Source organism: Burkholderia sp. PU8-34, from assembly GCF_053427725.1.
In genome coordinates, this window is record NZ_JBSAXC010000001.1 from 471,022 (window position 1) to 487,346 (window position 16,325).

The following is a 16,325-nucleotide window of genomic DNA, read 5'->3' on the forward strand; positions in this document are numbered from 1 at the left end:
ATGTCTCCTTACTGGACTTCCCTGAGATGGAAGAGGCGGTGCTTGTCGAGCGTGGTGGCGAAGCCCTTCGGGACGACGAACGTCGTCGCGTCGGATTCGATGATCGCGGGCCCCGCGATCTCGTTGCCCGGCTTGAGCGACTCCATGCGCCAGATCACCGCGTCATGCCACTGCTTGTGCCGATACAGGCGCCGCGTGCCGATACGCGCGTCCGCGGGCGGCGTGGGGCCGGCAACAGGGTCTTCCGGCAATACCGGCTTCTGCGTGACGACCATGCCGCGCATGATCGCGCCCGTGACCGAGAAGCCCAGCTCCGGCGAGCGCGCCGAACTGGCGTACACGCGGCCGTAGGTGTCTTCGAAGGCCGTCACGATCTTGTCCCAGTCGTCCGCGCCGGATGCGCTTGCGATCGGCGATTCGATTTCGAGGTCGTTGAGCTGGCCCATGTACTGCATCCGGAAGCCCGGCCGCAGAATCACGTCCTGCTCGCTGAAGCCGTTGATGCGGAACTCGTCGATCACCTTGGCTGCCAGTTCGGACCACGCCTTCTGGATCGTCTGCGCGGCCTGCGCCTTGTCGGCGTCGGGCGCGAACTGCGGCAGCGCGAGGTCGACGCTCTTGTCGTAGCGGTACTCGAAATCCGCGCACGCGCAGCCGAATGCCGAGAAGCCGGCCGCCCACGCGGGCACGACGACATCCTTGAAGCCGAGACCTTCGGTGTAGCCGTACGTGTGAACCGGCCCCGCGCCGCCATACGAGAAGCAGACGAACTCGGTCGGGTTGTAGCCCTTTGCGCTGACGTTCGAGCGCAGGTATTCGCGCAGCTGCAGGTCGAGCAGCTCGATCACGCCGGCCGCCGCGTCCTCGACGGAGAGCCCGAGCGGATCTGCGATCTGTGCCTTGATGTGCTCGCGGGCGCGATTCACGTCGAGCTTGATCTGGCCGCCGAGGAAGTTGTCCGGGTTCAGGTAGCCGAGCACGACGTGGCAATCGGACACGGACACCGTCGTCAGCCCGCTGTCGGGCCAGCACGTGCCGACGCGATAGCCGGCGCTGTCCGGCCCGAGCTTGATGGCCCCGCTGTACGGATCGAGCCGCACGAAGCTGCCGGCGCCCGCGCCGACCGAATCCATCGTGACGAGCGGCAGCGACAGCACGAGGCGCGCCATGTCCGGGTCGGACGCGATCGCGAAATTGCCCTTCGTGATGAGCGCCATGTCGAACGACGTGCCGCCGATGTCCGAGCACGCGATGTTGTCGTAGCCGAGCGCCTCGCCGAGAAGCTTCGAGCCGATCACGCCGCCGATCGGACCCGACACGATGGTGCGCGCCAGTTCCTTCGCTTTCCAGCTGATCGTGCCGCCGTGCGTCGCCATCACGCGCAGGTCGAACTTCGCGCCGTGCTTGCGGAAGCGGTCGCTGACCTTCCTTAGCGTCTGCCGCGACGGCTCGGCCGCATACGCTTCGAGCACCGTCGTGTTCATCCGGTGGCTTTCCTTGCGCTGCGGGTAGTAGTCGACCGATGCGAACACCGGGAGATCGACGCCGCGCGCCGCCAGTTCGTCGCGCACGATGTCCCGCGCCTCGCGCTCGCTCGTCGCGTTCTTGTGCGACTGCAGAAAGCAGATGACGATCGCTTTCGCACCGGCGGCGACGAGCTCCCGCGTCGCCTGCCGCACTTCGTTTTCGCGCAGCGGAATGACGATCTCGCCCTGCACGTCCGTGCGCTCGGTGACGCCGCGCGTGCGCGACAGCGGCACGAGCGGCTCGTCGTAGCGGTGCGTATTCAGGTGGATGCGCTCTTCGAGCGCATAGCCGAGGTAGCTCTGGATCGCGCGCCCCATCAGGTGCACGTGCTCGAAACCCTTGTTGACGAGCAGCCCGACGTCGAGCCCCTTGCGCTGGACGACGCGGTTGAGCATTGCCGTGCCGGAGTACACGCAGGTGACGAGTTCCGGATAGACGTCGTCGACATTGCGCCGCCAATGCGCGAGCGCGTCCTGCGACGAGTTGAAGATCGCGAGTGACTCATCCTCCGGATTGCTTTGCGCCTTGCCGACGACGAACCGTCCGTCCTCGCGCACGAAGAAGGTGTCGGTCATCGTGCCGCCCGCGTCGATGCCCAAGACCTGGACTTGCGAAAGTCCTTCCATGGTGATGTCTCCAATGATTGAAGTCGTGATGAGCCGAGTTCCGGTTCGAGCGGGGTCATCGTTCGATCCCGGGCGTCGGCTCATCTGCAAGGGCGCAACAAGCATGCCAAGCGGTGGATCGGGCCGAGTCGTCGCGGCAAAGCCACGCCAGGCGGGGCGCTCGTTGGTTGGAGCGGGTTTCTGCGGGTAGGCGGCGCACCGGCGGATGGACGGATTCCGGACTGGTTCGGCGTCCGAATATCGGTCGGTTCGCCGGACGGGCGATCGCGCGTTCGTCGCCCGGATTCGGCACGACGGCAATGCAAGCGACTTCGCGACGTGGTGTGGCGTCGCGTCATTGCCGGCAGCCGTTCGCGTTCAGCCATTCGGCTGATACCCGCGCGGCCGCCCGCCATCTACAGTGATCGGGATCGACACGCTTCCGGAGAACGACATGACGCACCCGCATCCCCACACGATCGTGATCACCGGCGCAGGCACCGGCATCGGCGCCGCCTGCGCGCGCCGCTTCGCCGGCCTGGGAGACCGCGTCGTGCTGATCGGGCGGCGCCAGGCGCCGCTCGACGCGCTGGCCGCCGAAACGGGCGGCCTCGCGCTGGCCGGCGACGCCGCGAGCACGGCCGACTGGATCCGCTTCATGCCGCGGATCGCCGAACGCTTCGGGCGCATCGACGCGCTCGTCGCGTGCGCGGGCGGGCATGGCCTCGGCCGCGCGGACGAAACCGGCGACACGCAGTGGCGCGACGCGATGCATGCAAACCTCGACACCGCATTCGTCAGCACGCGCGCGTGCCTGCCGGACCTGATCGCGCAGCGCGGCAGCATCGTGCTGGTCGCGTCGATCGCGGCGCTCGCGGCCGGGCCTGGCGTGTGCGGCTATACGGTCGGCAAGCATGCGCTGCTCGGGCTCACGCGTTCGCTCGCGCGGGATTACGGGCCGCACGGCGTGCGCGCGAACGCGGTGTGTCCGGGATGGGTGCGCACGCCGATGGCCGACGCGGAAATGCAGCCACTGATGGACGCGCATGGCGACACGCTCGACGGCGCGTATGCGCGCGTCAGCGCGGACGTACCGCTGCGGCGCGCGGCCGATCCGGATGAAATCGCGGCAGTATGCGCGTTCCTCGCGTCGCCGGATGCGTCGTTCGTGACGGGCGCGACGCTCGTCGCCGATGGCGGCGCGATGACGGTCGACGTGCCGACGCTGGCGTTTGCCGGGCTGTGACGCGGTGGGGCGAGCGACGTTCGCGTGAAGGAGCGAAAATCCGCTAACATCGACCCGACCCGCCGCACGCCCGGCGCAGCCACACCGTTCTGGATTCGATGAACATCCGGTTTCTGGAAACCTTCGTCAAGGTGCCAGGTCGTGCCGGGCTTGCGACGAGCCGCCTTGACACGGTGCGCGAAGCACGTGCCGAATTCATCGCAACAGCGTCGGACAGTTTCGTAACTGACGACAACCCCGCGCTCGAACAACAGTTCCTCGATACAAGCAACGAACGAGGCCCCTGCCGGGATTGAAAACCTTTCGCTGTGCCCGAATCTTTCTGGCCGCCATCGAGATTATGCACATGATCGCCAAAGGACAGATGAAATGTGCTCGCGGGACCCGTCCGTCCACCGCTGACCAATCCTACGAACTGGCGACATAAGCAGTACTTGGCATATCGATCAACTCTACTCCCCGAGCCTTACTGCGACAGAACCGGCGAAACACGGCGTGTTCGTCAAGGACGGCGTGGCGCGTCTGTGGCGCATCGTCGAATTCGAAGAGGGGAGGCGCGCGATCCGCGTCGCCTCGGAAAACGTGCCTGGTATCAAGGGCGTGGAGAGCCACCTCGAATCACCGAGTGTGATTCCGACCATGTGGCAGCCCGCCGTGCCCCTCCCCCTTTCGCGCGCGATGCCCGGATCAGTTTCAGGAACGCCTGCAAAATCGGCGAGCTGTCGTCACGTCGATACAGGCAGCTCAGTTCGATCTCGCGCAACTGCGTCGACCTCAGCGGCCGGTACACGACGCCGGGCAACCGCAGGTTGACGGCCGACTCGGTCGTCACGGATGCACCGAAGCGGCTCGCCACCAGCGCAATGCACGTCACCACGTCCTCGACTTCCTGCTCGACGCGCAAGCGCACTCCTTCGGCGCGAAATGCCGCCGCGACCTCCTGGGCAAGGCCATGCACCGGAGCGTTCGGGTACAGGATCATGGGTTCGTCGTCAAGATCGCGCAGCGTGATGGTTTTCTTCGCACACAATGGATGCCCTTCATAAAGCGCGATCAGAAACGATTCGCGCTGCACCCAATCCACGGCGATATCGGCTTCAGTCGGTACTAGCCGGTTGAAGCCGATCGTGATGCGCCGCTCGCGTAACGCCGCGATCTGCTCGGCCTTCGACATGTTGTGCAAGCCGATCTTCACGGCCGGGCGCTCGGTGTGAAAGTCGGCAAGCAGACGCGGAATCACGTTCAGTATTCCAGAACTGAAAATTCCGACATCGAGCCGCCCCATGAAACCGTTGCCGGCCAGTTGCGTCTGCTCTTCGGCGCGCCGCGACAGCGCCAGAATGTTCGGCACCTCCTCCAACAGCGCGCGCCCCGCTTCCGTCAACTCCGCACCCTTGCTCGTGCGAATGAAGAGCTGCGTGCCGAGTTCCTCTTCCAATGCGCGGATGCTGCGCGTGAGCGGTGGCTGTGCAATATGCAGCCGCTCGGCCGCGCGCCCGAAATTCAGTTCCTCGGCCAACGCGAGGAAATAACGCATCTGCTTGAGTTCCATCGGTTCATTCCAGTGCGCGCGAGCCGGATTCGCGCCATACCGAAACGGTATCAGAATTTCAAAAATCGGTATTGGACGGTATGCCCTGCAAGCGGCCACCATCATGGAGGATTCATACGGCGGCGTCACGTTGTCTCATTGCCTGCGCGTCGCGCCGCCGCTTCCTCCCTGCTTACGCAAAAGGACCCATCATGCCGATCATCCACATTTCCCTCGTCGAAGGACGCGACGACGCCGCGATCAAGGCATGCGTCAAAGCGGTCGCGCGCACGGTGCACGAAACGCTCGGTGCGCCGCTCAGTTCCATCCGCGTCTACGCGACAGTCACACCGGCCACGCACTGGGCCGTCGGCGATCAGACCAAGGACGAAATCGCCGCCGCACAGGAGAAAGCCCAATGACGCCGCAACAGATCGAAGCCGCGGCCCACGCGCTAGTCAACGCCGAACGTAGCGGAGAGTTTATCGCGCCGCTGCGCGAGCGCTACGAACAGATGAGCATCGAAGACGCCTACGCGATCCAGCGCGTGAACACCGAACGGCGCGTGGCCAGCGGACGGCGCATCGTCGGCTGCAAGATCGGTCTGACGTCGGTCGCGGTGCAGAAGCAACTCGGCGTCGACCGGCCCGATTTCGGCATGTTGTTCGACGACATGGGCTACGGCGACGGCGAACCGATTCCCGCGTCGATCCTCACGCAGCCGAAAATCGAGGCGGAGATCGCATTCGTGATCGGCCGCGACCTGAGCATGCGGAACCCCGGCCAGCTCGACGTGCTGAACGCGATCGACTACGCACTGCCCGCGCTCGAAATCGTCGGCAGCCGCATCGCCAACTGGAACATTCGCATCACTGACACGATCGCGGACAACGCGTCATCATCGGCCTATGTGCTCGGCAACAGCCCGCGCAAGCTCGCGGACTTCGACCTGCGCCTGTGCGGCATGGTGATGGAGCGGCGCGGCGAGCCGGTCTCGGTCGGCGCGGGCGCAGCCTGCCTCGGTCATCCGATCAACGCGGTGGTGTGGCTCGCGCGCACGATGGCCGCGCTCGGCACGCCGCTCAAAGCGGGCGACCTTGTGCTCTCCGGTGCGCTCGGCCCGATGGTCGCGGTCACGCCCGGCGACGTCTTCGAGGCGCGCATCAACGGACTGGGCTCGGTGCGAGCCGTCTTCGATGCCCCCACCCCTATCGCGAACGAGGCAGTTCAATGAGCCAGATCAACGGATACGCGACGCTGCTCGATGACGCAGCACGCACCGCCACCGCAGTCTCGCAGTTCGATCCCGAAGGCCGTCTATCACTTGATCAGGCCTACCAGATTCAATCCGCGTCGATCGAACGACGCGTCGCGCGCGGCGAACGTCGCGTCGGCGTGAAGATGGGCTTCACGAGCCGCGTGAAGATGGTGCAGATGGGTCTCTCGGACGTGATCTGGGGTCGCCTCACCGCGGGCATGCAGATCGAAGAAGGCTCGTCGGTCGATTTCTCGCGTTTCGTACATCCGCGCGTTGAGCCGGAAATCGCCTTCGTGCTCAGGCATTCGCTCGAAGGCGACGTGACCGGACCGCAGGCGCTTGCCGCTGTCGAAGCGATTGCGCCCGCGCTCGAAATCATCGATTCCCGCTACCGGGACTTCAAGTTTACGCTGCCCGAGGTGATTGCCGACAACGCCTCGTCGAGCGGCTTCGTGATCGGCGCGTGGCGCGATCCGCGCACCGACTTCGCCAACCTCGGCATCACGCTGAACATCGACGGACGTACCGCGCAGGTCGGCTCGACCGCCGCGCTGCTCGGTCATCCGCTGCGCTCGCTGGTGGCGGCCGCGCGTCTGTCCGCGCAGGCCGGCGAGCCGTTGCAGGCCGGCTGGATCGTGATGGCCGGGGGCGCGACCCCGGCCGAATGGATCAAGCCGGGGCAGTACGTGTCGGTCGAGATGGAGCGGCTCGGCAGCGCGGGCTTTCACGTCAAAGGCTGACGCAAGGGCTCGACCTCGGGCACGCAATCCGAAGCATCAAGGACGATTCCGGAGTGAATATGACTGGTAAGGTAAAAGTGGCGATCATCGGGTCCGGCAATATCGGCACCGACCTGATGATCAAGGTGATACGCAATAGCCGGCACCTCGAAATGAGCGCGATGGTAGGCGTCGATCCGCAATCGGACGGGCTCGCTCGCGCGAGCCGGCTCGGCGTGACGACGACCGCCGAGGGTCTGGACGGGCTGCTGAAACTCGATCTGTTCGACGACATCGACATTGTTTTCGACGCGACGTCGGCGGGCGCACACAAGCGTCATAACGACGTGCTGCAGCGGCACGGCGTGCAGGTGATCGACTTGACGCCCGCGGCGATCGGGCCGTACGTGATCCCGGCGATCAACCTCGAAGCCGAGAACGCGACCAACATGAACATGGTCACCTGCGGCGGCCAGGCGACGATTCCGATCGTCGCGGCGGTGTCGCGCGTCGCAAAGGTGCATTATGCGGAGATCGTCGCGTCAATCGCGAGCAAGTCGGCGGGGCCCGGCACGCGCGCTAACATCGACGAATTCACCGAGACCACGCGCAGCGCGATCGAAACGCTCGGCGGTGCCACACGCGGCAAGGCGATCATCGTGCTGAACCCCGCCGAGCCGCCGCTGATCATGCGCGACACCGTGTTCGTGCTGTCCGATCTTGCGGATCAGCAGGCGATCGAGGACAGCATCGCGCGGATGGTCGCGAGCGTGCAGGCCTATGTGCCGGGCTACCGCATGAAGCAGAAGGTGCAGTTCGATGTGATCTCGCCCGAACAGCCGTTGAACGTGCCGAGCCTCGGTCCGAAGCATGGCCTGAAAACCTCGGTGTTGCTCGAAGTGGAAGGCGCCGCTCATTATCTGCCTGCGTACGCGGGCAATCTCGACATCATGACGTCGGCCGCGCTCGCATGCGCGGACATGATGGCGCGCCGCCGCATCGCGGCCGGTATTGCGCGTGGACACAAGGAGGCTGTGTAATGACAACGATCGACAAGAAGCTCTATATCTCCGACGTCACGCTGCGTGACGGCAGCCACGCAATTCGCCATCAATACAGCATCGCCCACGTCAAGGCGATTGCAGCGGCGCTCGACCGGGCGGGCGTCGACAGCATCGAGGTCGCGCACGGTGATGGCGTCGAGGGGTCGAGCTTCAACTACGGCTTCGGCGCGCATAGCGACGTCGAGTGGATAGCCGCCGCGGCCGAAAGCGTGAAGACCGCGAAGATCGCGACGCTGCTGATTCCCGGCATCGGTACGATGCACGATCTGCGCAATGCATACGATGCCGGCGCACGCGTCGTGCGGGTCGCCACGCATTGCACTGAAGCGGACGTGTCGCGTCAGCATCTCGAGTTCGCGCGCGAACTCGGCATGGACCCGGTCGGCTTCCTGATGATGAGCCATATGACGACGCCGCAAAAACTCGCTGAGCAGGCGAAGCTGATGGAGAGCTATGGAGCGAGCTGCGTGTATGTGGTCGACTCGGGTGGCGCGCTCGGCATGAACGATATTCGCGACCGCTTTCGCTCGTTCAAGGACGTGTTGAAGCCCGAGACGCAGACCGGCATGCATGCGCATCACAATCTGAGTCTTGGCGTTGCGAATTCGCTGGTCGCGGTCGAGGAAGGCTGCGATCGCATCGATGCATCGCTGGCGGGTATGGGCGCCGGTGCGGGCAATGCGCCGCTCGAGGTGTTCATCGCGGCCGCCGAGCGACAGGGTTGGATGCACGGCTGCGATCTGTATCGGCTGATGGATGCTGCCGATGATCTCGTGCGGCCACTGCAGGATCGGCCGGTGCGCGTCGATCGCGAGACGCTTGCGCTGGGTTACGCCGGTGTGTACTCGAGCTTCCTGCGCCATGCGGAGATTGCGGCGAGCAAGTATGGGCTCAAGACCGTCGATATTCTGGTCGAACTGGGACGGCGCAAGATGGTCGGTGGGCAGGAGGATATGATCGTCGACGTTGCGCTGGATCTGTTGAAGCGCAATGCGCATGAAGAGGCGCGGGTCGAGCCGACGATGAGTGAGGCAGGTTGATGTAGCTGAATGGAACGCGGCTTTCCTCGTGAAAGCCGCGTCGCATCACTCGGCGTTGTTGATCAACGCCACCACCGCCTCAAACAACGCGCTCCCCCGCTCCGCCAACTCGTTCACGATATTGAAGTGATTCGAATGCGCGTTCGCCACGAGCGATACCGGCAATCCCCGTCGACTGACGTCCTCATGCAACTGTAGCGTCTGATTCCTGAACCCGGTCGTTTCGAGCCCGCCCACCGATAGTACCAACGGCGGCGCCGTTTCCGGCAGACACAACGCGGGGCTCAACAACGCCGCCTGATCCGGATATAGCCGCAGCCATTCATTGACATTGATATCGCACAGCGGCCGGATATCGAATAACCCGCTCAGCGCGACGACGCCCTTGATCACATCGCGCGGCAGATTGAAACGCGCTTGCCAGTCGTCCGCATACAGCATCCCGACCAGATGCCCGCCCGCCGAACTGCCGCACACGTGGATCCGCTGCGGATCGATCCCATACGCGCCACCGTGCCGATACAACCAGGCAATCGCGCTGCGCACCTCTCGCACCACTTCGGCGAGCGTCGCCTCGGGCAGCAGCGTGTATTCGACCATCGCGACGGAGATGCCCGCCTGTGTGAGCGCGGCTGCCATCGAGCAGGCGTCCTCCTTGCGTTGCGAGCGCCAGTAGCCGCCGTGAATGTAGACGAACACAGGCGCCGGTTGCACGGCCGCGGCCGCCGGAAAAATATCGATGCGCTCGGCCTGCCCCATGCCGTACTGCAGATCGAGTATGCCCGCGCAGCGTTGCCGCGAAGCCAGCGCGAGCGACGCATAGGTCCGCATCTCGGCATCGAAATCGCTCACCGATGCGCGCGCGTTGTACTGCACCGCGCGTTCGGCGAGATCGGCGAAAGTCAGATCGAACGGCATGAATAGTCCTTGTGAAAAAAGCCGCACATGCAGCGAATGCTCCAGGTGCGGCAACGAAAGCGCTGAATACCAGGCGGCCGGTCGGACAAGAGCCAGCCGGGACGTCCTTTCAAATACTCAAATGCAAATGCAACGTATCGGCCTCGGCGCTCAACTGGGCGGAGGTACCCTGCCATACCACCGCGCCTTTCGACATCACGTAGTGGTAATCCGCGATCGCCAGTTGCGACGCCAGGTTTTTATCGATGCACAAAATTGCGAGCCCGGTTTTCTTCAGCTCGGCAAGACATTTCCAGATCTCCTCGCGAATCAGCGGCGCAAGTCCTTCGGTCGCTTCGTCGAGAATCAGCAGGCGCGGGTTCGTCATCAGCGCGCGGCCGATCGCGAGCATCTGCTGTTCGCCGCCCGATAATGCCGAGCCCAGATTGCGCGCGCGTTCCTCGAGACGCGGAAACAGCCGATAGACAAGTTCGAGCGTCCACGCGCCGCCGGGCCGCGCGACGTGGCGCGCGGTCGCAACGAGATTCTCGCGCACGGTCAGCGTCGGGAAGATATGTCGCCCTTCGGGTACGAGGCCGATGCCCGTGCGCGCGATCCGGTATGCGGGCGCGCCGTCGATCGGCTGGCCCGCCATGCGGATCGAGCCGCGCCGCGACTTCAGCAGACCAGCGATCGATTTGACCGTGGTCGACTTGCCCATGCCGTTGCGCCCGAGCATCGTGACGAACTGGCCATCGTCGATATTCAGCTCGACGCCGAACAGCGCCTGGCTGCGGCCATAAAACGCTTCGAGCGAAGCGACTTCGAGCAGGCGGCTCATGCAATGCTCCCTGACAGATTTGACTGCGATTGCTCGTCGCCGAGGTAGGCCGCGCGCACCGCGGAGTTCGCGCGAATTTCGTCGGGCGTGCCGGTCGCGAGCGCCTTGCCGTAGACCAGCACCGTGATGCGATCGGCGAGAGCGAACACCGCGTCCATGTCGTGCTCGACCAGCAGCATCGCGTGCGTGCCCTTCAGCGCCTGCAATTGCGCGGTCATCTGCACCGTTTCGGCCTGGCTCATGCCGGCCATTGGTTCGTCGAGCAGCAGTAATTGCGGTCGGCTCGCGAGCGCCATCGCGAGTTCGAGCTGGCGGTGCTCGCCATGCGCCATCTCGGCCACGCAGAGCTGCGCCTGTGCGGCGAGTCCCGTCTGTTCGAGCAGTGCGAGTGCATCCTCGAGTACCTCGCGCCGCGCGGCAAGCCGGCCCCAGCAGTTGAAACGCGACGCGCGTTGAGCATTGACCGCGAGCAGCACGTTCTCGAGCGCCGTGTATTCGGGCAGCACTGACGTGATCTGATACGAGCGTGCGAGTCCGAGCCGCGCGCGTCGCTCGACACTCAAATGCGTGAGGTCCTCGCCCGCGAAACGGATCGTGCCTGCGTCGGGCATCAACTCGCCGGCCAGTTGACCGATCAGCGTGCTTTTGCCCGCGCCGTTCGGCCCGATCACCGCGTGGATTTCGCCGGGCTCGACCGTCACGCTGAAGTGATCGGTCGCCGTGAAGCCGCCGTAGCGCTTCACCAGTCCTTGCACCTGCAACAGGCTCATCGCGCACCTCCCTGCGCCGCACGATTGCGCTCACGGCGCTCGCGACGTGCATCGAACGCATCCACGAGACCGATCAAACCGCGCCGGCTCAGCAGCACCGCGATGACGATCAGCGGACCCATCACCAGCATCCAGTGCTCGGTGACGCTCTTCAGTCCTTCTTCGAGCAGCACCATCACGAGCGTGCCGATCAGCGGCCCGACGAAGCTGCCCGCGCCGCCGATCACGACCATCACGATCAGATCGCCCGACATCGTCCACGCCATATAGGAAGGTGCGACGAACTGCGTGAGGTTCGCGAATAGCATGCCTGCGACACCGCACAGCATCGCCGCGGCCACGTACACCGCGAGCTTCACGCGCACGGTCGGTACGCCGAGCGCGCGCATGCGGCGCTCGTTGATGCGGATGCCGCCGAGCGTCATGCCCGCGGCGCTCTTCAGGAAGCGTCGACCGAATAGCAGCATTGCGACCAGCAGACCCACGGCCACGTAGTAGAGCGTCACCGAGTCGCCGAGCGAGACGCCGCCAAAGCGACTCGCCGTCGCGAGTGCGAAACCGTCGTCGCCGCCGTATTCGCGCAGGCTCACTGCGAAGAAGTAGAACATCTGCGCAAACGCTAGCGTGATCATGATGAAGGCGATGCCGCTCGTGCGCAGTGCGATCGCGCCGGTCACCAGGGCGAGCAGCGCGCAGGCGGCGAGCGTCGTCGCCAGATGCATCCAGCCGCTCGCGATGCCGTGCTGCGCGAGCATGCCGGTCGCGTAAGCGCCGAGCCCGAAAAACAGCGCGTGTCCAAAGCTGACGAGACCGCCGACGCCAAGCATCAGATCGAGCGACAGCGCCGCGATCGCCAGCACCGCGATGCGAGCGAACAGCACGACAAGAAACGGCTGGGCGGTCAACGCCGCACAAGCCGGCAATGCAAGCAGCAGCACGGCGAGCAACCAGCCGAACCGGTCAACGTAACTCGCGCGACCGCGCACGCCGCCGCCCGCCGTGCCAGGCGCGCGCGTTGCGCGGCTCGCGGAAACAGAAGAAGGCATCATCTCGGGCTCAGGAATGTTTGACGGGAAAGAGACCCTGCGGACGCCACGCGAGCACGAGCGCCATCAGGATGTAAATCAGCATCGAGGCGAGCGCGGGGCCGGCCGTATCAGCACTGCTGCGTTCGAGCACCATGCGCAGCAGCGCGGGCAGCAAGGTGCGTCCGAGCGTATCGATGACGCCAACCAGCAGCGCGCCTAGAAACGCGCCACGAATCGAACCGATGCCGCCAATCACGATGACGACCATGGTCAGAATGAGCACCGGCTCGCCCATGCCCGGCTGCACCGACAGGATCGGTCCGGCGAGCAGACCCGCGATGCCGGCCAGCGCCGCCGCGACGCCGAACAGCACCGCGCTGAGCAGCACGACGTTCACGCCAAGCGCGGCGACCATGTCGCGATGCGTGGCGCCCGCGCGGATCAGCATGCCAATGCGCGTGCGATGAATCACGACGTAGCACCCGGCCGCGACCGCCAGCCCGACGACGACGATCAGCAGCCGGTACGCCGGATAGTGCAGGCCGAACAGATCGACCGCGCCTGACAGCGCATCGGGCACTTCCATATAGTAAGGCGACGGTCCCCAGATCGTGCGCGCCAGTTCGTTGAAGAACAGGATCAGCCCGAACGTCGCGAGCACCTGGTCGAGGTGATGCCGCTGGTATAGCCGCCGGAACACCACCGATTCGAGCAACATGCCGAGCAAGATCAATGCGGCCACGACCGCGAGCGCGGCGAGCGCAAACGAGCCGCTCGCGTTATAGACCACCGCGCCGACGAACGCGCCCGTCATGTACAAGGAACCGTGCGCGAGATTGACGAAGTTCAGAATGCCGAAGACGAGCGTCAGCCCAGCCGCCATCAGAAACAGCAGCACGCCGAGCTGCAAGCCGTTCAGGCATTGCATGACGAGCAACGTGAGATTCATCGCTGGCGTCCGCTCAGTTCATCTTGCACTGCTGTGCAACGGGGTTGTTGACCTTCGGCACGATCGGGCCTTTCGTTTCGAACGACGCGCCGTTGGCCGTGCGCACCACATCGACGCGATAGAACCCCGCGCGCGGGAACTGGTTCGCGTCGAAGCTGAACGGACCGCGCACCGATTGGAACTTGGCGGCGGCCAATGCCCGGCGCAATGCCTGACTATCCGAAACATTGCCCTTGACCGACGTGAGCGCGGTGTCGAGCAGCGTGGCCGCATCGTAGGATTGGGCTGCGTACATCGACGGCACGCGGCCGTATTTCTTCGTGTAGGCCGCGACGAACTGTGCGTTCTGCGGATTCTGCAGATCCGGCGAATACGCCGAACTCGTAATCGCACCCACCGCGAGCTCCTTCAGCGCGGGCAGCGTGGTGCCGTCGATCGTCGACACCGAGATCAGCGGAATCTTGCCGAGCAGGCCCGCCTGCCGATACTGCTTGACGAAGTTCACACCCATGCCGCCAGGGTAGAACACGTACACAGCATCCGGTTGCGCGGCCTGCAATTGCGACAGCTCGGCCGAATAGTCGGGCTGATTGACCTGCGTATAGACCTCGTCGACGATCGAGCCGCGATAGTCGCGCTTGAAGCCGGACACCGCATCGCGGCCCGCCTGGTAATTCGGCGCCATCACGTACACGCGCTTATAGCCGAGATTCGTCACGAGCTGGCCACCTGCTTCGTGCAGCTCGTCGTTGTTCCACGAGGTCGAGAAGAACAGCGGCGAGCAACCGGCGCCGGCCAATTGTGTCGGCCCCGCGTTCGAGCCGATCAGTACCACGCCCGCGCTCGTCACGGGCTTGTGGATCGCCATCATCACGTTCGAAAACGTCACGCCCGTGATGATCTTCACGCCATCGCGGCCAATCAGCTGCTGCGCTTCCTGCAACGCGAGGTCGGGCTTGAGCTGATCGTCCTGACGCAGCACCTGCACCGGCACTCCGCCGAGCTTGCCGCCTTTCTGCTCGACCGCGAGCATGAACGCGTCGTACTGGTCCTGACCGAGAGCGCCGCCCGGACCCGACAGGGTGCCGATAAAGCCAATTTTCAGCGGGGAGGAGTCGGCTGCGAAAGCCAGCGCCGGCAATAACGCGGCGGCGCACAGCGCGCCCAGCAACTGTTGTGGGACACCGCGGCGGCGCAACGAACGACGAACGGACGTAACGGTCATGACAAGGTCCTGGCAAGCGATAGAGGTGTGGGGCGGGTCGTACGGAAAGGCTGGCGCGTCAATCGAGAATCAAACACCACGCTCGATGTCGATACCAAAGAAGCGCTCGGCATTGCCCGCGCAGATGCTCGCGCACTGTTGTTCGTCGAGCCATTCGCTACTGGTCACGAGCGCGCCGATCTGCTGCTCGCCGAGCGGGAACGGATGGTCCGAGCCGAGCATCACGCGCTCGGCGCCCATCACTTCGACGAGCAGACGCAGCGCGCGCGGATCAAACACCGCGCTGTCGACGTAAAAGCGATCGACGTACTCCGACGGCGGACGCGGGCAATCCTTGCGCACGATGTCGCGGCAACGCCACGCGTTATCGACGCGGCCGAGCAGGAATGCAAAGCTGCCGCCGCCATGCGCGAACGCGAGCTTCAGCGAACGCGGAATGCGCTCGAACGCGCCCGAGAGGATCAGCGACAGAATGCCGAGCTGCGTTTCCGCCGGCATCGCGACGAGCCACGGCAGCATCCATTGCTTCATGCGGCCGTCGGTCAACATGTCCCACGGATGCACGAGCACCGGAATGTTCTCGAGCGCGCAATGCGTGAGAAAGCTGACGAGATGCTCGTCGTCGAGATCGCGCCGGCCGAGATGATTGCCGATCTGCACGCCGACGTGACCGGCCGCCTTCGCGCGGCTCGCTTCGCGGCAAGCGAGCTCGACATCCTGCAGGGGCACCTGGGCGAGCGCCTTCAGGCGCTTCGGCTGGTACGCGCAGTGTTCGAGCGCGAGGTCGTTCATGCGCGCGGCCCAGTCGGCCGCGGCACGTGCCTCGTAGCGGTAGCCGAACATGATCGGCGTCGCGCAGATGATCTGCGCGGCGACGCCGACGCGATCCAGTTCCTCGATTCGCGCGGCCGGATTCCACAGCGCTTCGCGTACCGGACGGAAACTGCGCTCGCCGACCATGATGTTACCGGTCACGCCGCTCGCGTCGATCTGGAGCCACGGCGCGCTGGACGCATCCAGCCGGCTCGCGTCTTCCCGGCCAATGCGCGGGAAGAAATGCGAGTGCATGTCGATTTTCTTCATGGCATTCAATTGCCCTTGCCGCGATGTACGCGTCCGCAATGCGGACAGGTGTGCAGCTTCTCGTCGTTATAGAAAGCGTCGAACAGCGGCGGCAGATCGGTCACGATGTTCAGCAACTGGACTTCCGCGCGATGCACGAGCCCGCCGCAACCGTCGTCGCTGTCGCAATACCATTCGAAGCCGTCGATCTGCCCCGCCGGACGCTGCCGCTCGATCACGAGGCACGCGCTGTCGGCCTCCGGACGTTGCGGCGAATGCCGCACGTGCGGAGGCAGCAGCATCACGTCGCCCTCGCGCAGATCGACGCGTTCCTTCTTGCCGTCGATCCACAGATTCAGATACGCGTTGCCGCGCAGTTGATAGAAGAACTCCTCGCTCGGATCGTCATGATAGTCGGTTCGATGATTCGGACCTCCAACGATCGTCACGATGAAGTCCTGATCCTGCCAGATCTGCTGATTCCCGACCGGCGGCCGGAGCAGATGCGCGTGCTCGTCGATCCAGCGGGACAGATTGAGCGGCGGCATGAAGCGGGGCATTTG

General features: G+C 64.7%; 16 protein-coding genes and 2 pseudogenes. 7 read left to right on the forward strand and 11 right to left on the reverse strand.

Features of this window, described 5'->3' with window-relative positions; all coding sequences use genetic code 11:
• Positions 1-8 precede the first annotated feature (8 nt).
• Complete coding sequence (locus tag ACV22Z_RS02075; RefSeq protein ID WP_448074656.1) at positions 9-2,153, reverse strand: hydantoinase/oxoprolinase family protein; 2,145 nt, start codon at positions 2,151-2,153, stop codon at positions 9-11.
• Positions 2,154-2,586: 433 nt separating this feature from the next.
• Here ACV22Z_RS02075 and ACV22Z_RS02080 point away from each other — a divergent pair, with 433 nt between their 5' ends.
• Positions 2,587-3,378, forward strand: coding sequence for an SDR family NAD(P)-dependent oxidoreductase (locus ACV22Z_RS02080; protein ID WP_448074657.1), 792 nt, complete (start codon positions 2,587-2,589; stop codon positions 3,376-3,378).
• 116 nt (positions 3,379-3,494) lie between these two features.
• Here ACV22Z_RS02080 and ACV22Z_RS02085 read toward each other — a convergent pair.
• A pseudogene (locus ACV22Z_RS02085) lies at positions 3,495-3,641 on the reverse strand (IS6 family transposase); the annotation flags it as partial.
• A 2-nt stretch (positions 3,642-3,643) separates the two neighbouring features.
• Between ACV22Z_RS02085 and ACV22Z_RS02090 the strand changes: the two are divergent.
• Positions 3,644-3,805: pseudogene (locus ACV22Z_RS02090) on the forward strand (IS6 family transposase); the annotation flags it as partial.
• A 165-nt stretch (positions 3,806-3,970) separates the two neighbouring features.
• On the opposite strand, the gene ACV22Z_RS02095 reads toward ACV22Z_RS02090, so the two are convergent.
• Positions 3,971-4,930: a LysR substrate-binding domain-containing protein gene (locus ACV22Z_RS02095; RefSeq protein WP_448074658.1), complete on the reverse strand. Its 960-nt coding sequence runs from the start codon at positions 4,928-4,930 to the stop codon at positions 3,971-3,973.
• A gap of 191 nt (positions 4,931-5,121) precedes the next feature.
• Here ACV22Z_RS02095 and ACV22Z_RS02100 point away from each other — a divergent pair, with 191 nt between their 5' ends.
• The 5 genes from ACV22Z_RS02100 to dmpG are packed head-to-tail and all read left to right on the forward strand — an operon-like array spanning position 5,122 to position 8,990.
• Positions 5,122-5,331 carry a tautomerase family protein gene (locus ACV22Z_RS02100; RefSeq protein WP_448074659.1) on the forward strand — a complete coding sequence of 70 codons (210 nt, stop codon included), beginning with the start codon at positions 5,122-5,124 and terminating at the stop codon, positions 5,329-5,331.
• A complete protein-coding gene (mhpD, locus tag ACV22Z_RS02105) occupies positions 5,328-6,143 on the forward strand; it encodes a 2-keto-4-pentenoate hydratase (RefSeq protein ID WP_448074660.1) in 816 nt (271 codons plus the stop codon). The genes ACV22Z_RS02100 and mhpD overlap by 4 nt, the downstream gene beginning before the upstream one ends.
• A complete protein-coding gene (locus ACV22Z_RS02110; RefSeq protein ID WP_448074661.1) occupies positions 6,140-6,907 on the forward strand; it encodes a 2-keto-4-pentenoate hydratase in 768 nt (255 codons plus the stop codon). The genes mhpD and ACV22Z_RS02110 overlap by 4 nt, the downstream gene beginning before the upstream one ends.
• A gap of 59 nt (positions 6,908-6,966) precedes the next feature.
• Entirely contained in the window at positions 6,967-7,926 is a 960-nt protein-coding gene (locus ACV22Z_RS02115) for an acetaldehyde dehydrogenase (acetylating) (protein ID WP_448074662.1), read from the forward strand.
• Positions 7,926-8,990 (forward strand): 4-hydroxy-2-oxovalerate aldolase, encoded by a 1,065-nt coding sequence (dmpG, locus tag ACV22Z_RS02120; protein WP_448074663.1) that lies wholly within the window; start codon positions 7,926-7,928, stop codon positions 8,988-8,990. Before ACV22Z_RS02115 ends, dmpG begins: the two co-directional genes overlap by 1 nt.
• A gap of 45 nt (positions 8,991-9,035) precedes the next feature.
• Here dmpG and ACV22Z_RS02125 read toward each other — a convergent pair whose 3' ends face one another.
• From ACV22Z_RS02125 to ACV22Z_RS02160, 8 genes are all read right to left on the reverse strand, one after another.
• Positions 9,036-9,908, reverse strand: a complete 873-nt coding sequence (locus ACV22Z_RS02125; RefSeq protein WP_448074664.1) for an alpha/beta hydrolase — start codon at positions 9,906-9,908, stop codon at positions 9,036-9,038.
• Positions 9,909-10,017: 109 nt separating this feature from the next.
• Positions 10,018-10,728 (reverse strand): ABC transporter ATP-binding protein, encoded by a 711-nt coding sequence (locus tag ACV22Z_RS02130; RefSeq protein ID WP_448074665.1) that lies wholly within the window; start codon positions 10,726-10,728, stop codon positions 10,018-10,020.
• Positions 10,725-11,498 (reverse strand): ABC transporter ATP-binding protein, encoded by a 774-nt coding sequence (locus ACV22Z_RS02135; protein ID WP_448074666.1) that lies wholly within the window; start codon positions 11,496-11,498, stop codon positions 10,725-10,727. The genes ACV22Z_RS02130 and ACV22Z_RS02135 overlap by 4 nt, the downstream gene beginning before the upstream one ends.
• On the reverse strand, positions 11,495-12,547 hold the full coding sequence (locus ACV22Z_RS02140; protein WP_448074667.1) for a branched-chain amino acid ABC transporter permease: 1,053 nt from the start codon (positions 12,545-12,547) through the stop codon (positions 11,495-11,497). The genes ACV22Z_RS02135 and ACV22Z_RS02140 overlap by 4 nt, the downstream gene beginning before the upstream one ends.
• Positions 12,548-12,554: 7 nt before the next feature.
• Complete coding sequence (locus ACV22Z_RS02145; protein WP_448074668.1) at positions 12,555-13,475, reverse strand: branched-chain amino acid ABC transporter permease; 921 nt, start codon at positions 13,473-13,475, stop codon at positions 12,555-12,557.
• Between the two features lie 13 nt (positions 13,476-13,488).
• Positions 13,489-14,700: an ABC transporter substrate-binding protein gene (locus tag ACV22Z_RS02150; RefSeq protein ID WP_448074669.1), complete on the reverse strand. Its 1,212-nt coding sequence runs from the start codon at positions 14,698-14,700 to the stop codon at positions 13,489-13,491.
• Positions 14,701-14,769: 69 nt separating this feature from the next.
• Positions 14,770-15,783: an amidohydrolase family protein gene (locus ACV22Z_RS02155; protein ID WP_448074670.1), complete on the reverse strand. Its 1,014-nt coding sequence runs from the start codon at positions 15,781-15,783 to the stop codon at positions 14,770-14,772.
• A gap of 5 nt (positions 15,784-15,788) precedes the next feature.
• On the reverse strand, positions 15,789-16,322 hold the full coding sequence (locus ACV22Z_RS02160; RefSeq protein ID WP_448074671.1) for a 3-hydroxyanthranilate 3,4-dioxygenase: 534 nt from the start codon (positions 16,320-16,322) through the stop codon (positions 15,789-15,791).
• Positions 16,323-16,325 lie beyond the last annotated feature (3 nt).

What these genes read in the sequence shown, in the direction of transcription:
- ACV22Z_RS02075 (WP_448074656.1), bottom strand. Translation starts at nt 2,153, where the DNA reads ATGGAAGGACTTTCGCAAGTCCAGGTCTTGGGCATCGACGCGGGCGGC.
- ACV22Z_RS02080 (WP_448074657.1), top strand. Translation starts at nt 2,587, where the DNA reads ATGACGCACCCGCATCCCCACACGATCGTGATCACCGGCGCAGGCACC.
- ACV22Z_RS02095 (WP_448074658.1), bottom strand. Translation starts at nt 4,930, where the DNA reads ATGGAACTCAAGCAGATGCGTTATTTCCTCGCGTTGGCCGAGGAACTG.
- ACV22Z_RS02100 (WP_448074659.1), top strand. Translation starts at nt 5,122, where the DNA reads ATGCCGATCATCCACATTTCCCTCGTCGAAGGACGCGACGACGCCGCG.
- mhpD (WP_448074660.1), top strand. Translation starts at nt 5,328, where the DNA reads ATGACGCCGCAACAGATCGAAGCCGCGGCCCACGCGCTAGTCAACGCC.
- ACV22Z_RS02110 (WP_448074661.1), top strand. Translation starts at nt 6,140, where the DNA reads ATGAGCCAGATCAACGGATACGCGACGCTGCTCGATGACGCAGCACGC.
- ACV22Z_RS02115 (WP_448074662.1), top strand. Translation starts at nt 6,967, where the DNA reads ATGACTGGTAAGGTAAAAGTGGCGATCATCGGGTCCGGCAATATCGGC.
- dmpG (WP_448074663.1), top strand. Translation starts at nt 7,926, where the DNA reads ATGACAACGATCGACAAGAAGCTCTATATCTCCGACGTCACGCTGCGT.
- ACV22Z_RS02125 (WP_448074664.1), bottom strand. Translation starts at nt 9,908, where the DNA reads ATGCCGTTCGATCTGACTTTCGCCGATCTCGCCGAACGCGCGGTGCAG.
- ACV22Z_RS02130 (WP_448074665.1), bottom strand. Translation starts at nt 10,728, where the DNA reads ATGAGCCGCCTGCTCGAAGTCGCTTCGCTCGAAGCGTTTTATGGCCGC.
- ACV22Z_RS02135 (WP_448074666.1), bottom strand. Translation starts at nt 11,498, where the DNA reads ATGAGCCTGTTGCAGGTGCAAGGACTGGTGAAGCGCTACGGCGGCTTC.
- ACV22Z_RS02140 (WP_448074667.1), bottom strand. Translation starts at nt 12,547, where the DNA reads ATGATGCCTTCTTCTGTTTCCGCGAGCCGCGCAACGCGCGCGCCTGGC.
- ACV22Z_RS02145 (WP_448074668.1), bottom strand. Translation starts at nt 13,475, where the DNA reads ATGAATCTCACGTTGCTCGTCATGCAATGCCTGAACGGCTTGCAGCTC.
- ACV22Z_RS02150 (WP_448074669.1), bottom strand. Translation starts at nt 14,700, where the DNA reads ATGACCGTTACGTCCGTTCGTCGTTCGTTGCGCCGCCGCGGTGTCCCA.
- ACV22Z_RS02155 (WP_448074670.1), bottom strand. Translation starts at nt 15,783, where the DNA reads ATGAAGAAAATCGACATGCACTCGCATTTCTTCCCGCGCATTGGCCGG.
- ACV22Z_RS02160 (WP_448074671.1), bottom strand. Translation starts at nt 16,322, where the DNA reads ATGCCCCGCTTCATGCCGCCGCTCAATCTGTCCCGCTGGATCGACGAG.